The organism is Pseudonocardia lutea, assembly GCF_042658055.1.
Lineage (GTDB): Bacteria > Actinomycetota > Actinomycetes > Mycobacteriales > Pseudonocardiaceae > Pseudonocardia > Pseudonocardia lutea.
Genome location: NZ_JBHSQK010000113.1, coordinates 12,696 through 29,918, shown reverse-complemented (window position 1 = coordinate 29,918; position 17,223 = coordinate 12,696). Strand labels below are relative to the sequence as shown.

15 protein-coding genes are annotated in these 17,223 nt (G+C 74.6%); 4 read left to right on the top strand and 11 right to left on the bottom strand.

Annotated elements, in window-relative coordinates; translation table 11 throughout:
- From ACFQH9_RS30835 to ACFQH9_RS30820, 4 genes are all read right to left on the bottom strand, one after another.
- Positions 1 to 759 (bottom strand): AfsR/SARP family transcriptional regulator (locus ACFQH9_RS30835; protein WP_379571762.1); only part of this gene is annotated, 759 nt, incomplete at its 3' end.
- Between the two features lie 201 nt (positions 760 to 960).
- A complete protein-coding gene (locus ACFQH9_RS30830) occupies positions 961 to 1,527 on the bottom strand; it encodes a GNAT family N-acetyltransferase (RefSeq protein WP_379571760.1) in 567 nt (188 codons plus the stop codon).
- On the bottom strand, positions 1,524 to 1,838 hold the full coding sequence (locus tag ACFQH9_RS30825; protein ID WP_379571758.1) for an AzlD domain-containing protein: 315 nt from the start codon (positions 1,836 to 1,838) through the stop codon (positions 1,524 to 1,526). Before ACFQH9_RS30825 ends, ACFQH9_RS30830 begins: the two co-directional genes overlap by 4 nt.
- Positions 1,831 to 2,673 carry an AzlC family ABC transporter permease gene (locus ACFQH9_RS30820; protein WP_379571756.1) on the bottom strand — a complete coding sequence of 281 codons (843 nt, stop codon included), beginning with the start codon at positions 2,671 to 2,673 and terminating at the stop codon, positions 1,831 to 1,833. The genes ACFQH9_RS30825 and ACFQH9_RS30820 overlap by 8 nt, the downstream gene beginning before the upstream one ends.
- A gap of 193 nt (positions 2,674 to 2,866) precedes the next feature.
- Between ACFQH9_RS30820 and ACFQH9_RS30815 the strand changes: the two genes are divergently transcribed.
- Both ACFQH9_RS30815 and ACFQH9_RS30810 read left to right on the top strand, forming a co-directional pair.
- On the top strand, positions 2,867 to 4,270 hold the full coding sequence (locus ACFQH9_RS30815; RefSeq protein WP_379571754.1) for an MFS transporter: 1,404 nt from the start codon (positions 2,867 to 2,869) through the stop codon (positions 4,268 to 4,270).
- A gap of 81 nt (positions 4,271 to 4,351) precedes the next feature.
- Complete coding sequence (locus ACFQH9_RS30810; RefSeq protein WP_379571752.1) at positions 4,352 to 5,989, top strand: RecQ family ATP-dependent DNA helicase; 1,638 nt, start codon at positions 4,352 to 4,354, stop codon at positions 5,987 to 5,989.
- 39 nt (positions 5,990 to 6,028) lie between these two features.
- Here the strand turns inward: ACFQH9_RS30810 and ACFQH9_RS30805 are convergent, their stop codons facing one another.
- From ACFQH9_RS30805 to ACFQH9_RS30785, 5 genes are all read right to left on the bottom strand, one after another.
- Positions 6,029 to 6,445, bottom strand: coding sequence for a heavy metal-responsive transcriptional regulator (locus ACFQH9_RS30805; protein WP_379571750.1), 417 nt, complete (start codon positions 6,443 to 6,445; stop codon positions 6,029 to 6,031).
- A gap of 226 nt (positions 6,446 to 6,671) precedes the next feature.
- Entirely contained in the window at positions 6,672 to 7,697 is a 1,026-nt protein-coding gene (locus tag ACFQH9_RS30800; RefSeq protein WP_379571764.1) for an alpha/beta fold hydrolase, read from the bottom strand.
- A gap of 29 nt (positions 7,698 to 7,726) precedes the next feature.
- Positions 7,727 to 8,974, bottom strand: a complete 1,248-nt coding sequence (gene fmdA, locus ACFQH9_RS30795) for a formamidase (protein WP_379571748.1) — start codon at positions 8,972 to 8,974, stop codon at positions 7,727 to 7,729.
- Positions 8,975 to 9,027: 53 nt separating this feature from the next.
- Positions 9,028 to 9,312 (bottom strand): FmdB family zinc ribbon protein, encoded by a 285-nt coding sequence (locus ACFQH9_RS30790; protein ID WP_379571746.1) that lies wholly within the window; start codon positions 9,310 to 9,312, stop codon positions 9,028 to 9,030.
- 49 nt (positions 9,313 to 9,361) lie between these two features.
- On the bottom strand, positions 9,362 to 10,453 hold the full coding sequence (locus ACFQH9_RS30785; RefSeq protein ID WP_379571744.1) for a substrate-binding domain-containing protein: 1,092 nt from the start codon (positions 10,451 to 10,453) through the stop codon (positions 9,362 to 9,364).
- Positions 10,454 to 10,596: 143 nt separating this feature from the next.
- Here ACFQH9_RS30785 and ACFQH9_RS30780 point away from each other — a divergent pair, with 143 nt between their 5' ends.
- Together ACFQH9_RS30780 and ACFQH9_RS30775 are read left to right on the top strand one after the other, a co-directional pair.
- Positions 10,597 to 11,022 carry a MarR family winged helix-turn-helix transcriptional regulator gene (locus ACFQH9_RS30780; RefSeq protein WP_379571742.1) on the top strand — a complete coding sequence of 142 codons (426 nt, stop codon included), beginning with the start codon at positions 10,597 to 10,599 and terminating at the stop codon, positions 11,020 to 11,022.
- A gap of 105 nt (positions 11,023 to 11,127) precedes the next feature.
- A complete protein-coding gene (locus ACFQH9_RS30775) occupies positions 11,128 to 12,630 on the top strand; it encodes an MFS transporter (protein ID WP_379571740.1) in 1,503 nt (500 codons plus the stop codon).
- A gap of 3 nt (positions 12,631 to 12,633) precedes the next feature.
- Here ACFQH9_RS30775 and ACFQH9_RS30770 read toward each other — a convergent pair whose 3' ends face one another.
- Positions 12,634 to 13,365 carry an oxygen-binding di-iron domain-containing protein gene (locus ACFQH9_RS30770; protein WP_379571738.1) on the bottom strand — a complete coding sequence of 244 codons (732 nt, stop codon included), beginning with the start codon at positions 13,363 to 13,365 and terminating at the stop codon, positions 12,634 to 12,636.
- A 71-nt stretch (positions 13,366 to 13,436) separates the two neighbouring features.
- Entirely contained in the window at positions 13,437 to 17,183 is a 3,747-nt protein-coding gene (gene cobN / locus ACFQH9_RS30765) for a cobaltochelatase subunit CobN (protein ID WP_379571736.1), read from the bottom strand.
- Positions 17,184 to 17,223 lie beyond the last annotated feature (40 nt).

Genomic DNA, 17,223 nt, shown 5'->3' with positions numbered 1-17,223 from the left:
CGCCGCGCCGGGGGCGGCGGGGGGCCCGCCACGGGCCAGCACCCGGTTCAGCGTGGTCCGGGTCAGCGGGTCGGGCGCGACGCCCAGCTCCCGCTCGAGCAGCGACGCGCAGCGGTGGTAGGTGCTCACCGCCCCGGCCCGGTCCCCCGCGCCGGCCTGCAGCTCCATGAGCCGGCGGTACCCGGCCTCCTCCAGCGGACGCAGCTGCACCCGCCGCCGGGCGAGCCCGACGGCCGCCGCGGGGTCCCCGAGCCGGGCCTGCACCTCGACGGTCCGGTCGAGCAGGTCGACGCACTGCTGCTCCAGCGCCGACCGCGCCTCCGCCGCCCAGTCCTCGCCGTTGCCCGGCAGGAACTCGCCGCGGTAGTGGTCCAGGGCCGCGCCCGCGTGCGCCAGGAAGGCCGCGGCGTCGCCCCGCCGCTCGGCCGCGAGGGCGGCGGCGCGGGCCCGCTCGAACTCGCGGACGTCGACGCGGCAGTCCGGCGCGTCCTGCCAGCACAGGTCCCGGGTGCGCACCCGCAGCGACGTCCCCTCGCCGAGCAGCCCGCGGAGGTGGTGCAGCTCCCGGCGGAGGTTCGTCAGGGCCTGGTCGTCCGTCGAGTCCGGCCAGAAGAGCGGGGCGATGCGCTGGCGGGGCTGCGGGGACCCGGCGTGCAGCACGAGGTAGGCGACCAGGAGGAGCGTGCGGGAGGACCGGACCAGGACCGTTCCGTCGCCGTCCCGCACCACCTGCTCGCCCAGGAGGCTGACCTCCAGCATCGCGGCCCCACCCCACCTCGGCACGGCCGGGTGCCCGCGGCCGTCCCGCCAGCCTCCCGGCCGGCACGGGTGGTCGGCAGGGCCACCCGGCCCGGCGGGAGGGGGACCGATCGGCCCGACCGGCCGGCCCCGGCCACGCAGGGTCCCGGCCCGGGCACGGCCTGCGACAACGGCGGCCGACCGGGGCGGGACCCGAGGGTGTCAGGCCGCGACGAGCACCGGGTCCCGCGGCGCGGCGAGCTCGGCCGCGAAGCCGACCTCGTGGCCTCCCGACACGGCGACCGCGGCGGGGAACACCGAGAGGAACAGCGCCTGTGCGGCGACGTTCTCGGCGAGCACGTCGGCGTGCACCACCCGGTGCCCCGCCGCCCGGCCCCGCTCGACCACGGCGCGGACCAGCCGGGCGCCGATCCCGCGGCCCTGCCAGTCGTCGGCGACCTCGACGGCCAGCTCGGACCGGCCGCCCGGTACGGCGATGATCCGCGCGATCCCGACGGGCCGACCGGACCCGGTGAAGGCCGCGACGGCGATGTGGGACCGCCCGTCGACGGCGGCGAGCAGGGCCAGCACCTGCGGCGTCGGCCGCGGCGCGGAGGTGTGGAAGCGGCGGTAGCGGCTCGTCGGGGACAACGCCGCCAGCACGGCGTCGAGCACGTCGAACCGGCCCGGGCCGAGCTCGCGGATCCGGACGTCGATGTCCGCGGTCCCGGCGTTCTCGCAGGCGATGTCGCGGGTCGTGGTCCCGCAGGGCGTGGTGTCGGCGTTCACCGGAACACCTCCGTGGTGAGCAGGGCGAGGGCGAGGGCCCCGAAGAGGGCGATCGGCAGGTTGCGGGTCCGGTGCCACAGCACCCAGGCCGCGGCGGCGGCCACGACGGCCGGCACCGTGTCGGCGACCGTGACCGCCCCGTGCGGGACGAGCAGTGCCGGCGCGACGATCGCGCCCAGGGCCGCGGGGCCGACGTGCGGCAGCACCCGCGCGAGGGGGGCCGGCGGCTCGGGCCGGGCCAGGACGAGGAAGGCCGCACGCATCGCGTAGGTACCGACGCCGACGGCGACGAGGACGAGCAGGTCAGGCATCGGGTGCTCCCTCCGGACGGGACGTGCGCCGCCGCCACGTGTCGACGGCGGCACCGGCGCCGATGCCCGCCGCGGCCCCGACGACCAGGCCGAGGCCGAGGGGCAGGGCCGTCGCCGCCAGGGCGGCCGCGGCCCCGGCCGCGGCGGCGGCGTACGCGGCACGCGTGGTGAGCATCGGAAGCAGCAGGAGCAGGAAGGTCAGCGGGGCGGCGAGCTCCACGTGCAGCCACTCCGGCAGCAGGCCGCCGAGCAGCACCCCGGCCCCGGTCAGCACCTGCCAGGCGACGAAGAGCGTGCCGGCGACCGTGAGGTAGTAGACGAGCCGCTCGCGGGACCCGCCGCCGCGGTCCGGGCGGGCGAACCGCCCGATCGCCAGCGCGTAGATCGGGTCGGACAGCAGGTACGCGCCGAGCCACCGCCAGCGCCGCGGCCACTCCGCGGCGTACGGCGCGAGGGAGGCGCCGTACAGCAGCATCCGTGCGTTGACCACCACCGCCGCGACCACGACGAGGACGGCTCCCGCCCCGCCGTCGAGCAGGGTGACCGCGACGAGCTGGGTCGCGCCGTTGAACAGCAGCAACGACGAGGCCCACGCGACCCACCCCGGCAGCCGGGTCGCTGCGAGGGTGGCGCCGAGCGTCAGGCCGAACGGCAGGTAGGCCACGATCACGGCGGCGGAGTCGGCGAGGCCGCGGCGGAACGGGGCGGTCCCCGCCGGCGCCGCCCGAGCCTCCGCCGATGTCTCCGCCGATGTCTCCGCCGACAACTCCGGCTCCGTGCGGGGTTCCGGTCCCACGCTGCAGGTGGGCTCGAGCGGGGTCCGGTGCTGGGTCACGAGGATCTCCTCGCCGAGTCGGTGGAGCGGGTCGGTGATGCGGACGACCCGACGCTAGGAACGCGCCGTTCCGGCCCCGTTCGACCGCGCGCGGCCGCCCCGGCGGCGGTGCCGAACGCCGAGCGGGCGGGGAACGCGACCACCGCGCCGTCCCGCTTGACCTGAACCCCGGTTCAGCCTGCAGGCTCGTCCCGTGACCGCTCGACCGACACTCCCGGTGCCCACCGTCCGCGACGAGCTCGTCGGCCCCGGTCGCCGGGCGGTGACCGTCGGGATAGTGCTGCTGATCAGCCTCGTCGCGTTCGAGCAGATGGGCGTCGGCACCGCGATGCCCGCGGTGGTCGCCGAGCTCGGCACCGTCGCGGACTACGCCTGGCCCTTCGTCGCCTTCGTCGCCACGACCGTCGTCGGCACCGTCCTCGGCGGGCGGTGGTGCGACGCCCGCGGGCCCCGGCTCGTCCTGCTGCTCGCCCCGGGCGTGTTCGGGCTGGGACTGCTCGTGGCCGGCACCGCCGGGACGCTCGGTCAGCTCCTGGCCGGGCGGCTGCTGCAGGGACTCGGCGCCGGTGCCCAGGGCGTGGCGGTGTACGTGCTGATCGCGCTGGTCTACTCGGCCCACGCCCGGCCCGCGGTGTTCGGGCTGGTGTCCTCGGCGTGGGTGGTGCCGTCGCTGGTCGGGCCGCCGGTCGCCGGGCTGGTCACCGAGCACCTGTCCTGGCACTGGGTCTTCCTCGGGCTGCTCCCGCTGGTGGCGCTGGCCGTGCTGCTGGTGCTGCCGGCGGTGCGCGGGATGGCCGCGCCCGTCGAGCCCGCCCCGCCGCGCCGCGGGCTCGTCCCGGCGGCCGTGGCCGCGGCCCTGGGCGTGTCCGCGCTCAGCTGGGCCGGCCAGCACCCGACGTTCGTCGGCGCGGTGCTCGCGGTGGCCGCCCTGACGGTGCTGGTGCCCGCGCTGCGCCGGCTGGTCCCGAAGGGGACGGTCCGGGCGCGCCGCGGGATCGCGGCGGTCGTCGCCGGGCGGGCGCTGATCGCGGGGGCGTTCTTCACCGTGACCGCGTACCTGCCTCTCATGCTGACGGCGACGCACGGCTGGTCGCTGTCCGCCGCCGGGCTGCCGTTGATCGTGGGGTCGCTGGGCTGGTCCGGGGCGGCGGCGTGGCAGGGCCGCCGGCCCGAGCTGTCGCGCCCGCGGCTGCTGCGGATCGGGATGCTGCTGATCGCGACCGGGACCGCCGGCCTGCTCGTCGTGGCCCCGGCCTGGGGGGTCGCGTGGGCCGCGCTGCCGCTCTGGCTGGTCGCCGGCGTGGGCATGGGCCTGGGCTTCTCCTCGCTGTCCGCGTTGCTGCTGGCCGGCTCCGCCCCGGACGCCGGATCAGGGGTCGGCTCCGCACGCTCCGCCTCCGTCGGCTACCACTCGTCCGCCGCCCAGCTCGCGGACCAGCTCGCCCAGGCCACGTTCGTCGGGCTCGGCGGCGCGCTGCTCGCCGTCCTGGTGACCCCGGCCGTCGCGTTGCCCGTGCTGCTCGTGGTGCTGGTGGTGCTCGCCCTGGCGGGGGCGGCGGTCGCGCCCCGGACGGCGCCGCGGCCGACCGACCCCTGAGCCGTCGTGTCACCGGGCGGTGCGCGCGTCGTCACGGCGATGCCCGGGGTTGTGGCGACGGGCCACGGGTAGCCCGCGCCGGTGACGACAGCACGCGAGCGACTGCAGCAGGCGGCCGCGGACCGGTTCGACTTCGCCGAACTGCACCCCGACCAGCTCGACGGCATGGAGCACCTCCTCGAGGGCCGCGACGTCCTCGCCGTGCTGCCCACCGGTGCCGGGAAGTCCGCGATCTACCAGGTGCCCGCGGTGCTCCTGGAGGGCCCGACCGTCGTGGTGTCGCCGCTCATCGCGCTGCAGCACGACCAGCAGCAGGGGCTCGCCGAGCGGGACGTCCCGGAGGCCGTCACGGTGAACTCGGCCCAGCCGGCCGCGCGGACGAGGCACGCCTGGGAGGCGCTCGCCACGGGCGAGGCCGAGTACCTCTTCCTCGCCCCCGAGCAGCTGGACAAGGACGAGGTCGTGGAGCAGCTCGTCGAGGCCGGCGTCAGCCTGTTCGTGGTCGACGAGGCGCACTGCGTGTCGGAGTGGGGCCACGACTTCCGGCCCGACTACCTGCGCGTCGGTGCGGCGATCCAGCGCCTCGGGCACCCGCCGGTGGTGGCCCTGACGGCGACCGCGGCGCCCCCGGTGCGGGCGGACATCGTCGAGCGCCTCGGCCTGCGCGAGCCCCGCGAGATAGTGCGGAGCTTCGACCGGCCCGAGCTGCACCTGACCGTGCAGGTCTACGCCGACGACGACCTGCGGCACCGCGAAGTCGTCGAGCGGGTCCGGGAGCTGCCGAAGCCCGGCCTGGTCTACGTGGCCACCCGGAAGGAGGCCGAGCGCTACGCCGAGGCGCTCGGGGTCGCGGCGCCCGACGTCCGCACGGGGCATTACCACGCGGGCCTGAACCGGAAGCGGCGCGAGGAGGTGCACGACGGCTTCCTCGCCGGCGACCTCGACGTCGTCGTCGCCACCTCGGCCTTCGGCATGGGCATCGACAAACCGGACGTGCGGTTCGTGCTGCACGCCGCCTCGCCCGGCTCGCTCGACGCCTACTACCAGCAGATCGGCCGGGCCGGCCGGGACGGCGAGCCCGCCACCGTCGAGCTGCACCACCACCACGAGGACCTGCGCCTGCAGCGCTTCCTGGTGGCCCGCCGGCCCAAGCCTGACGCGCTGCGCGCGGTGCTCACCGCCCTCGAGGAGGGCCCGGCCGGCGGCAAGGAGCTCGGCGAGCGTGCCGAGCTGTCCCCGCAGCGGCGGACCAACGCGGTCAACCTGCTGGAGCAGGTCGGCGCCGTGCGGGTCGACGAGGGCCGGATCTCGCGTGCCGGACTGTCGGCGCAGGAGGCGGTCGAGGCCGCGGTCGAGGCCGCCGAGCGGCACCGCCGGCTCGTCCGCTCCCGCATCGACCTGGTCCGCGAGTACGCCGAGACCGCCGGCTGCCGCCGCCGCTACCTCCTGGGCTACTTCGGCGAGGAGCTCGGCGGGCCGTGCGGGCACTGCGACACCTGCGAGGCGGGCTCGGCCGCCGAGCACGTGCCGGACGACCTCGGCGACGAGCGCGAGGGCCTCACCCCCAGCACGCCCGTCCGGCACACGGAGTGGGGCGACGGCGTGGTGCTCGCCACCGAGGCCGACCGGCTGACCGTGCTGTTCGACGGGCGCGGCTACACCACGCTCTCCCGCGCGGCCGTGGAGCAGAACGACCTTCTCGACGTCCGCGAGGGGTGAGTCCCGCATGCGGGCCGCCACGACCGCCCGCCGGGCGCGTCAGCCGCGGATGTCGGAGGCCGCGTCCTCGATGAGGTAGCAGATCCGGTCGGGGTGGCAGCGTCTCGCGTCCGGGACCACCGCGGGCGGAACCCGCGCGCGGAGGTCGTCGCGGAGCGCCGTCAGCTCCCCGATCCTGGCCTCGACGGCCGCGATGTGGTTCGTGAGCAGCTCCGTGACGTGCTCACACGGCGGCCCGCCCTGGTCGCGGACGCGCAGCACCTCGGCGATCTGGGCCAGGGTCAGGCCGAGGGCCTGCGCCGATCGCGCGAACCTCAGGCGCGTCACGGCGTCGTCGTCGTAGTCGCGCTGCCCCCCGCGCGTGCGCCGCGGGGCCGGCAGGAGCCCGGACTGCTCGTAGAAGCGGATGGTGCGCACCCGCACCCCGGTCCGCCCGGCGAGCTCCCCGATCCGCATCGGGGGAGGCTAGCTCCGACGACACTTGACCCTCCAGCCCGGTGGAGGTCCTACGGTTCGACGAGCGGCCGGGCGAGCGGGCGTCGGGCGTGACCGGACGGCGCCGTCGTCCCTGCCGCTGTCGAGTGCCTCACCCGAGCAGGCCCACCCCCGCCCTGCTCGGGTGAGGCCGCCCGGCCGGCCCCTCGATCCGCCGGCGGGCGTGTGCACCACTCGTCCCCGGTTCCTACCGGTCCAGCAGCTCCTTCACCGCGGCGTCGATGAACGCGGTGTCGACCGGGTTCGCCCCGCCGCCCGCGAAGTGCCCCCACACGCCCGGGATCACCCGCAGCTCGGCGTCGCGCATGTGCGAGACGGCCCACTTCTCGTCCTCCGGCGGGAAGTACAGGTCCTTCTCCGCCGGCATCACGATCGCCTTGGCCCGGATCGAGCCCAGCGCCTCCTCGGTGGAGGAGAACCCCGGCGTCCTCCCGACGTCGCCGTTCCACCAGGTGTCGAGCATCGTGAGCAGGTTGTTCGGGTCGCGGTCGTCGAGGAAGAAGCCCTCCCAGAACCCGACCGCGAAGTCCTCCAGCGAGGTGTGGCCCATCTCCCGCCACACCTCGTCCCAGTAGAAGGCCTGCGAGAAGCCCCAGCCCGCGTAGATCCGGGCGAAGGCGCGCAGGCCGGCGACCGGCCAGTCGTCCGGCGGGTACCAGCCGCCGTCGAACCCGACGGACGCGGTCAGCGCCGCGCGCAGCGAGTCGAGGAAGACCTGGTTGTGCGGCGCGGTCCGCGGCGAGCCGCAGAAGGGCAGCATGCGCTGCACCATCTCCGGATGGCTGACCGCCCACTGGTAGGTCTGCCCCGCGCCCATCGACCAGCCGAGGACCAACGGCAGCGTCTCGATCCCGAACACCTCGGTGACGAGCCGGTGCTGCGCCGCGACGTTGTCCCGCACGTTGATCCGCGGGAACCGGGCCCGGTCCCAGGGCGGCGGGGTGTTCGACGGCGACGACGACAGCCCGTTGCCCAGCATGTTCGGCACGATGACGAACCAGCGGGCGGGGTCGAGGGCCATCCCTTCGCCGATGAGCCACTCGTTGTCCCAGTGCCGCCCGGAGTACCAGGTCGGGTAGACGATCGCGTTGCTGCGGTCGGCGTTCAGCTCGCCGTAGGTCTGGTAGGCGATCCGGGCCGGCCGCAGCGTCGCCCCGCACTCCAGGGTGAGGTCCGGGATCTCGTGGACCTCGTAGGCGGCGTCGCGCCCCATGGCCCCGATGGAGGCGCCTGCGCCCTCGCTCACGAGCTCACCGCGCAGCTGCCACGGTCCTTGCGAACCGGGCCGCTCGCCGACGGGCGCACGTCGTCGTCGAAGATCGCCGTGGGCAGGTAGAGCGAGCAGCAGGCGTTCGGGATGTCGACGACGCCGGAGACCCGGCCCTCGATCGGCGCCGACCCGAGCAGCAGGTAGGCCTGCGGGCCGGAGTAGCCGAACTTCTCCAGGTAGGTGACGGCGTTGAGGCAGGCGTTGCGGTAGGCCTCGGTGGCGTCGTTGTAGAGCTGGGTGTCGCTGTCGTGCTGGACGCCGATACCGATGAAGGTGAGGAACTCCGAGTACCGCGGCTCGACGTTGCCCGGCATGAGGATCGGGTTGGTGGTCACGCCGTAGGTCTCCATGCCGCCCTTGATCAGGTCGACGTGGAAGTCGATGAACCCGCCCATCTCGATGGCGCCGCAGAAGGTGATCTCGCCGTCGCCCTGGGAGAAGTGCAAGTCACCGCCGGAGAACAGGGCGCCCGGCACGTGCACCGGGTAGAAGACCCGGGACCCGCGGGTGAAGTTCTTGATGTCGTGGTTGCCGCCGTTCTCGCGGGCGGGGATGGTGCGGGCGCCGTCGCGGGCGATCCCGGCGAGGACGTCGCCGGAGGCCGTGCCGCCCAGGGTGCTCTCCTCCAACGGGGGCAGGGCCAGCGGCGGGACGCGGTCCGGGTCGGTGGCGATCAGCGCCCGTTCCCGGTCGTTCCACCGGCCCAGCAGTTCGTGGCTGGGCGCGGTGCCGAACAGACCGGGGTGGGTGATGCCGGTGTACCGCACGCCCGGGACGTGGCGCGAGGTGGCCACCTGGCCGTGGAAGTCCCAGATGGCCTTGTAGGCGTCCGGGAAGCGGTCGGTGAGGAAGCCGCCGCCGTTCTGCTTCGAGAAGATGCCGGTGTAGCCCCAGCCCTGCCCGGGCGCCGGGCCCGTCTCCTGGGGCACCGGGCCGAGGTCGAGGATGTCGACGACGAGCAGGTCCCCCGGCTCGGCGCCCTCGATCGCGATCGGTCCGGACAGCATGTGGGCACCGGTCAGGTCGACGTCCCGGACGTCGTTCGCCGAGTCGTTGTTGCCGATCTGTCCGTCCGTCCACTCCCGGCACTCGACGCGGATCGACGAGTCGGGGCGGACGGTCACGGCCGGCGGGATGTCCGGGTGCCAGCGATTGTGGCCGGGCACGGCCTGCTCGCGCATGGACTTCGCCTGGTCGACGGAGAAGACGACGTCGGGCATGGCGGGACCTCCTGGTGACGGAGCGGATCGGAGCCGGACGTGCGCGGGGAGGATCAGGGGCGGGGCAGGCGGGCGTGCCGCGGGTCCCGGCTGGTCGGGATCGCCTTGCGGCTGCGCCCGGGCACCGACGAGACGACGGCGGGTTCGTCCGCGCTGCGCTCGGAGGCCTCGAGGGCGCGGCGCACGCCCGGGTCGCCCGCGCGCAACGCCGGCGACTCGAAGACCCGCCGCGCCGCGGAGCCGCACTCCGGGCAGCGGGCGGGCGCACCCGCCTCGCGCATCGGCCGGACCACGTCGAACCCCCCGCAGTGGGGGCAGCGGAACGCGTAGGTGGGCACGGACACCTCCCCGATTACTGTCATGTGAAACTATGTCGAGCGACAGCAATCAGGTCAAGCGCGCGAGCACGTCGAACTCGAGCCCGTCGGAGCGGGCCAGGTAGACGTCCTGCCGGAGGTGGTTGTGCACCAGTGCCACGTCGCCGCGCGGGCTCTCGTAGGCGATCCCCTCCCCCGCGCCCGACACCGCACCGACGTCGAGCGAGCCTGCGCGCTCCGCCAGCCGGGCCAGCAGGGTCAGGCCCTCGAAGCAGGACTCGGCGAGCGCGCCCGGCACCGGCGCGCGGGGCCCGAACCGCTCGACGTAGCGGCGCGAGAAGTCCAGCCCGGCCGCCGTCGGGAGGCTCTCGAACCAGGCCGCCGCGGAGTACAGCTCGCGCGACGGACCGCTCGCGAGCAGCATGTTCTCCTCCATCAGCGGGCTGAACCGCACGCAGCGGCGGTCGGCGCCCGCGGCCGCGAAGGCCCGGTTGAAGCGCACCGCGTCCGAGCCCACCAGGAACATCAGCACGCCCTGTGCCCCCGAGCGGAGCACCCGCTCGAGCGCCGCGCCGAAGTCCTCGGTGCCGAGCGGCACGAAGACCTGGTCGAGGATCCGCACGTCCGGCGTGGTCCGGGCCCAGCTGCGCGCGGCCCGCGCCGAGACGCGGGGCCACACGTAGTCGTCGCCGACGATGCACCAGGTCCGCACGCCCAGCTCGGCGGCCATCCAGCGCAGGCCGGGCAGGACCTGCCGGTCCGGGGTCTCGCCGGCCAGGAACACCCCGGGGGTGCGCTCGCCACCCTCGTAGAGCGGGGCGTAGACGTAGGGCACCCGGCCGCTGACCCGCGGCGCGATCTCCTGCCGGACCGCCGAGATGTGCCAGCCGGACACGGCCTGCACCGCGCCGGCCTCGACGAGCGCGCCCACCTCGGTCGCCACCTGGGCGGGCGCCCGGCCGCCGTCGACCACGTGGAGCCGGACCTCCCGGCCGAGCACGCCGCCGGCCGCGTTCAGCTCGGCCACCGCCAGGGCGCCGCAGGACTCGCAGGCGGGGCCGAACAGCCCCGCCGGACCGCTGCGGGGCACCACGAAGGCGACCTCCACGACGTCGCCCAGGCCGCCGCCCGGGCCGTCACCCGTGCCCCTGCGCCTGCTCACGCCGTCGCCGCCCCTGCCGGCCGTGCGCATCGCGGACCTCCCCGGTCGCGTCCGCCGTCGGAGTCCTCCCCGTGCCCTGCCCGTGAGAGTCTTGACCCTGACGCCCCCTCCCGTCACCCCTCCCCGCAGGAAGTGGACCCGCCGTGAGCACAGCACCACCGTCGGTCACCGGCACCGGCCTCCTCGACGCCCTCGCCGGTGCCGCGCACCGGGTGGAACGGCGGATCGAGGCCGCGCTCGGGCCGGACGGGCCGGGTCTCGACCGCTGGCGCGTGCTCGACCTGCTGGCCGACGGCGAGGGCCGCCCGATGAGCGGGATCGCCGCGGCCGTCCGGGTCCCCGCCCCGACGCTGACCAAGATCGTCGACCGGCTGATCGACCAGGGTCTGGTCTACCGGCGCGTCGACGAGACCGACCGCCGCCGGGTGCTCGTGCTGCTGGCCGACCGCGGGCGGGAGCTGCACGCCCGGCTCGCCCCGGCCGTGCGGGAGGTCGAGACGGCGCTGCTGCGCGACCTCGGGCCCGCCTCGGCCGAGCTGCGCGGGCACCTCGACCGGCTGGCGCGCTGATCCGTACGGGCGAGCCGAACCGGACGTTCCGGACGCTCCGCACCGCCGTTGCATAACGCAACGAGCTCCGGGGTAGCGCGATGGTCGCACTCCCAGGAGGTTCTCGTGACGATCGCCGATAGACCCGCGGGCACCGTACGCAGCCTGATCCCCGCCCGGATCGACCGGCTGCCGTGGTCGCCCTTCCACACCCGGATGGTGATCGCCCTCGGCGTCGCCTGGGTCCTCGACGGGCTGGAGATCACGGTCGCCAGCGCCATCACCGACCTGCTGACCCATCCCGACACCCTGCACCTGTCCTCCGCCGCCGCCGGCGCGATCGCGTCGGTCTACCTCGCGGGCGAGGTCGTCGGTGCGCTGTTCTTCGGCCGGCTCTCGGACAAGCTGGGCCGGCGCAACCTCTTCATGATCACGCTCGCGGTGTACCTGGTCGGGAGTGGGCTCACCGCGCTGACGCTCGGCTCGGGCACCGGGTGGGTGATCTTCCTGTACCTGACGCGGTTCGTCGCGGGCATGGGCATCGGCGGCGAGTACGCGGCGATCAACTCGGCGATCGACGAACTGATCCCGGCCCGCTACCGCGGTCGCGTCGACATCGCCGTCAACGGCACGTACTGGGCCGGCTCGCTGCTCGGCACGGTGGGCACGCTCCTGCTGCTGCGGGTGCTCGACGTCGGCATCGGCTGGCGGATCGGCTTCCTGCTCGGCCCCGTCCTCGGGCTGGTCGTCCTGGTCGTCCGGCGGCACCTGCCGGAGAGCCCGCGCTGGCAGATCATGAACGGCCGCGCCGAGCAGGCCGAGGAGTCGATCTCCTACATCGAGCACGAGGTCGAGCGGAGCGGCAGGCGCCTGGAGAAGGTCCCGGACGACAAGGCGATCGAGCTGACCCCGACCTCCCAGATCGGCTACCTCGCGCTGACCCGGGTGCTGTTCCGGGAGTACCCCTCGCGGGCGATCCTCGGCGCCACGCTGATGATCACCCAGTCCTTCCTCTACAACGCGATCTTCTTCACCTACACCCTGGTCCTGGGCAAGTTCTTCGGTGTGCCGTCGGAGTCGCAGCCGGTCTACCTGATCGCCTTCGCCGTCGGGAACCTCGCCGGGCCGCTGATCCTGGGCCACCTGTTCGACACCGTCGGCCGCCGCAAGATGATCTTCTCGACGTACGCCCTCGCCGGGGTGCTGCTGGCGGTCACCGCGTGGCTGTTCGAGGCGGGCGTGCTCAACGCGGTCACGCAGACGATCGCCTGGGCGGTAGTGTTCTTCTTCGCCTCCGCCGGCGCCAGCTCGGCCTACCTCACGGTCAGCGAGAGCTTCCCGCTGGAGGTGCGCGCCAAGGCGATCGCGGTGTTCTTCGCGATCGCGCAGTGCTTCGGCGCCCTCGGCCCGGTGATCTACGGCGGGCTGATCGGCGACGGCTCGGAGCCGATCCGGCTGTTCTGGGGGTACGTCCTCGGCGCGGCCGTGATGGTGATCGGCGGGATCGTGGGCTGGTTCCTCGGGATCGACGCCGAGGGCAAGTCCCTCGAGGACGTCGCCAGCCCGCTGGCCGCCACCGCCCGGCGCGGCACCACCCGCGCGGAGGGCGCCGCCCGACCCGCCCCGTGACCGTCAGGCCGGGGTGCGCGCGGCGAGGGCCTCGTCGAGCAGGCGGTCGTAGGCGTCGCCCAGCTCGGTCAGCGCCGCCGTCGCGTCACCCCGGAAGACCGGGCCGTGCATCAGGCCCAGCGCCTCGGGACGCAGGTCGGCCAGCGCGCGGACGGCCGGGCCGGTGCCCGGGGTCAGCGCCGTCGCGTGGAACAGCGCCTCGGCCGCGAGGGCCGGTTCGACCGGATCGGACTCGGCCACCGCGGGTCCGTGCCCCGTCGCGGTGAACAGGTCCCCGCAGAGCAGCGTGCCGGTCGTCTCCTCGTACAGCAGCCCGGACTCCCAGCCGTGCGGCACGTGCGAGGTGTCGATCCAGCGCACCCGGCGCCCGCCGAGCTCCAGGGTCTCGCCGTTCTGCAGGGCACGCGGTGGGCGGTCGGCCAGGTCGTTGAGCGACACCATCACCCCGAGGATGCCGTGCACGACCTCGGCCCGCGGGGCCGCCGCGAGCCAGTCGTTCATCGCGCCGCACTCGTCGGACTCCACGTGCCCGAAGGAGATCCAGCGCAGCCGTTCGACCGGCAGCACCCGCGCGACCGCCCCGCTGACCAGCGGGAACATCTGCCGGGGTCCGCAGTGGAAGAGCAGCGGGTCCTCGCCCGCCACCAGGTACTGGTTGAAGGCGAGGTTCACCGGCTCCACGAACGTGGACAGCCGGTAGAGATCGGGGGCGATCTCGTCGACGACGGTCTCCATCGGGCGGCCTCCTCGGAACGGGTGCCCGAGTGTCCGGCCGAGGGGCCCGATCCCGATACGTCCTTCCGGCCCTACTCCGCCTCGAGGTCGCCCTCGGTCTCCAGGTAGGCCTGGCGCAGCGCGTCGAGCGTGGCCTGCTCCGGTGCCTCCCACAGCCCCCGCTCCACCGCCTCGAGCAGCCGCTCGGCCATGCCGTGCAACGCCCAGGGGTTGGACTCGGAGAGGAACTTGCGGTTGTCCGGGTCCAGCACGTAGCTCTCGGTGAGCTTCTCGTACTGCCAGTCGGCGACGACACCGGTGGTCGCGTCCCAGCCGAAGAGGTAGTCGACGGTCGCCGCCATCTCGAAGGCGCCCTTGTACCCGTGCCGGCGCATGGCCTCGATCCAGCGCGGGTTGACCACCCGGGCCCGGAAGACGCGCGCGGTCTCCTCGTGCAGGGTCCGGGTCCGGACGGCGTCGGGCCGGGTCGAGTCGCCGACGTACGCCTCGGGTGCGGAGCCGGTCAGCGCGCGGACGGTCGCCACCATCCCGCCGTGGTACTGGTAGTAGTCGTCCGAGTCGGCGATGTCGTGCTCGCGGGTGTCGGTGTTCTTGGCCGCCACCGCGATCCGCCGGTAGGCCGCCTCCATGTCGTCCCGCGCCGGGGCGCCGTCGAGGCCACGGCCGTAGGCGTAGCCGCCCCAGGTCGTGTAGACCTCGGCGAGGTCGGCGTCGTCGCGCCAGTTCTTCGAGTCGACGAGCTGCAGCAGCCCCGCCCCGTACGTGCCGGGCTTGGAGCCGAAGATCCGGGTGGTGGCGCGGCGGCGGTCGCCGGTGCGCTGCTCGTCCTGCAGCACGTGGGCCTTGACGAAGTTCTGCTCCGCGGGCTCGTCGAGGTCGCCGACGAGCTGGACGGCGTCGTCGAGCAGGGCCAGGACGTGCGGGAACGCGTCCCGGAAGAACCCGGAGATGCGCACGGTGACGTCGATCCGCGGGCGGCCGAGCTCCTCGAGGTCGATCACCTCGAGCCGCGTGACGCGCCGGGACATCTCGTCCCACACGGGCCGCACGCCGAGCAGCGCGAAGACCTCCGCCACGTCGTCGCCGCTGGTCCGCATCGCGCTGGTGCCCCACACGGACAGGCCGACCGAACGCGGGTACTCGCCGTCGTGGTCGCGGCGGTAGCGCTCGACGAGCGAGTCCGCCATGGCCTGCCCGGTCTCCCAGGCCAGCCGGCTGGGCACGGCCTTGGGGTCGACCGAGTAGAAGTTCCGGCCGGTCGGCAGCACGTTGATCAGCCCGCGCAGCGGCGACCCGGAGGGGCCGGCAGGGATGAACCCGCCGTCGAGGGCGTGCAGCACCCGGTCGATCTCGTGCGCCGTCTCCGCCAGCCGCGGCACCACCTCGGTCGCCGCGAACCGCAGGATCTTCTCGACGACCGCCGGGTCGCCGCCGTCGAGCTGTTCGCAGCTCCCGACTCGCGGTGCGGAGTCTCCCGACTCGCGGTGCTGTTCCTCCCGCCTCGCGGAATCCGGTTCCCCCTCCCGCGAGTCGGGAGTTCCGGCAGCGCGAGTCGCGAGATCCGGGGTGCCGAGTCGCGCGCTCACCACGGTCCGGGCGGCGTCGGGGTCCCAGCCCGCGGCCTCCATGTCGGCGACCAGGGCGTGGGCGAGGGCCTCGACCTCGTCGACCGTGCCGCGCACCGCGCTGCCGTCCTCGACCAGGCCGAGGGCCTCGCGCAGGCCGGGGACGCTCTGCTCGCCGCCCCACATCTGCCGGGCCCGCAGCATCGCCAGCACCAGGTCGACCCGGGTCTCCCCCTCCGGGGCGACCGACAGGACGTGCAGGCCGTCCCGGATCTGGACGTCCTTGATCTCGCACAGCCAGCCGTCGACGTGCAGCAGCATGTCGTCGAACTCGGCCTCGTGCGGGCGCTCGTCGAGCCCGAGGTCGTGGTCCATCCTCGCCGCGGTCATCAGCGTCCAGATCTGCTGGCGGATCGCGGGCAGCTTGGCCGGGTCGAGGGCGGAGACGTTCGCGTGCTCGTCGAGCAGCTGCTCGAGTCGCGCGATGTCGCCGTAGGTCTCGGCGCGGGCCATCGGCGGGATCAGGTGGTCGACGAGCGTGGCGTGCGCCCGCCGCTTGGCCTGCGTGCCCTCGCCCGGGTCGTTGACCAGGAACGGGTAGATCAGCGGGAGGTCGCCGAGCGCCGCGTCGGTGCCGCAGGAGGCGGACATGCCGAGGGTCTTGCCGGGCAGCCACTCCAGGTTGCCGTGCTTGCCGATGTGCACCACGGCGTCGGCGCCGAAGCCGCCGTCGCTCTCCCGGGCGGCGAGCCACCGGTAGGCGGCCAGGTAGTGGTGCGAGGGCGGCAGGTCCGGGTCGTGGTAGATCGCGACCGGGTTCTCGCCGAAGCCGCGGGGCGGCTGGACCATCAGCGTGACGTTCCCCGAGCGCAACGCCGCGACGACGAGGTCGCCCGCCTGCACGTAGTGCTCGCCGGGCGCGGGCCCCCAGTGCTCCTCGACGCCGGCGCGGAAGTCCTCGGGCAACGTGGCGAACCACTGCCGGTACCGCGCCGCGGAGATCCGGATCGGGTTGCCGGCCAGCTTCTCCTCGGTGAGCCAGTCCGGGTCCTGGCCCCCGGCCTCGATCAGGGCATGGACGAGCGCGTCGCCGTCCTGCGCCGCGACGCCGGGGAACTCGCCGACGTCGTAGCCCGCCCGGTCCATCGCGCGCAGCAGCGCGACCGTCGAGGCCGGGGTGTCCAGCCCCACCGCGTTCCCGATCCGCGCGTGCTTGGTCGGGTACGCCGACAGCATCAGCACGATCTTCTTGTCCGCGTTGGGGATCCGGCGCAGGTTGGCGTGCCGCACGGCGATCCCGGCGACCCGCGCGGCCCGCTCGGGGTCCGGGACGTAGACGGACAGGCCGTCCGCGTCGACCTCCTTGAAGGAGAACGGCACCGTGATCAGCCGGCCGTCGAACTCGGGCACGGCGACCTGGGTGGCGACGTCGAGCGGGGACAGCCCGTCGTCGTTCTCCTCCCACGCGGCCCGGCTCGAGGTGAGGCAGAGGCCCTGCAGGATCGGGACGTCCAGCGCGGCGAGCTCCGCGACGTCCCACTCCTCGTCCTCGCCGCCCGCCTGGGCGTGGGCGGGCTTGGTCCCGCCCGCCGCGAGCACGGTGACCACCAGGGCGTCCGCGCTCCGCAACGTCTCCAGCAGCGCGGGCGGGGCCTGCCGCAGGGAGGCGCAGAAGAGCGGCAGCGGCGTGGCGCCCGCGGCCTCGATCGCCCGGCAGAGCGCCTCGACGTAGGCGGTGTTCCCGGCGAGCTGCTGGGCGCGGTAGTAGAGGACCGCGACCGTCGGGCCCTGCACCGGCGCCGCGGTGCCGGATCCGGGACGCTCCAGTACTCCCCATTCGGGCAGGGCGATCGGCGGCGCGAATCCCTCGCCGGTGAGCAGCACCGTGTCGGAGAGGAAGGCGTGCAGCTGGCGGAGGTTCTCGGCGCCGCCCTGCGCGAAGTAGGTGTGCGCCTCGGCCGCGACGCCCGCGGGCACCGTGGAGAGCTCCATCATCTCCGCGTCGGGCGCCATCTCGCCGCCGAGCGCGACCAGCGGGGTGCCGGAGGCGCGCAGGAGGTCCAGGCCCTCCTCCCAGTACCGGTACCCGCCCAGCACCCGCACCACGACGACGGCGGCCTCGGCGACCATTGCCGGCAGCTCGTCGAGCAGCACCCGGTTGGGGTTGGCCAGGCGGAAGTCGGCGCCGGCGGCCCGGGCGGAGAGGAGGTCGGTGTCCGAGGTCGAGAGCAGCAGGATCGGGGCAGCGCTCATCGAAGGTGGTCCTCTCCTGCGGGATCCGCGTCCCGGGTCG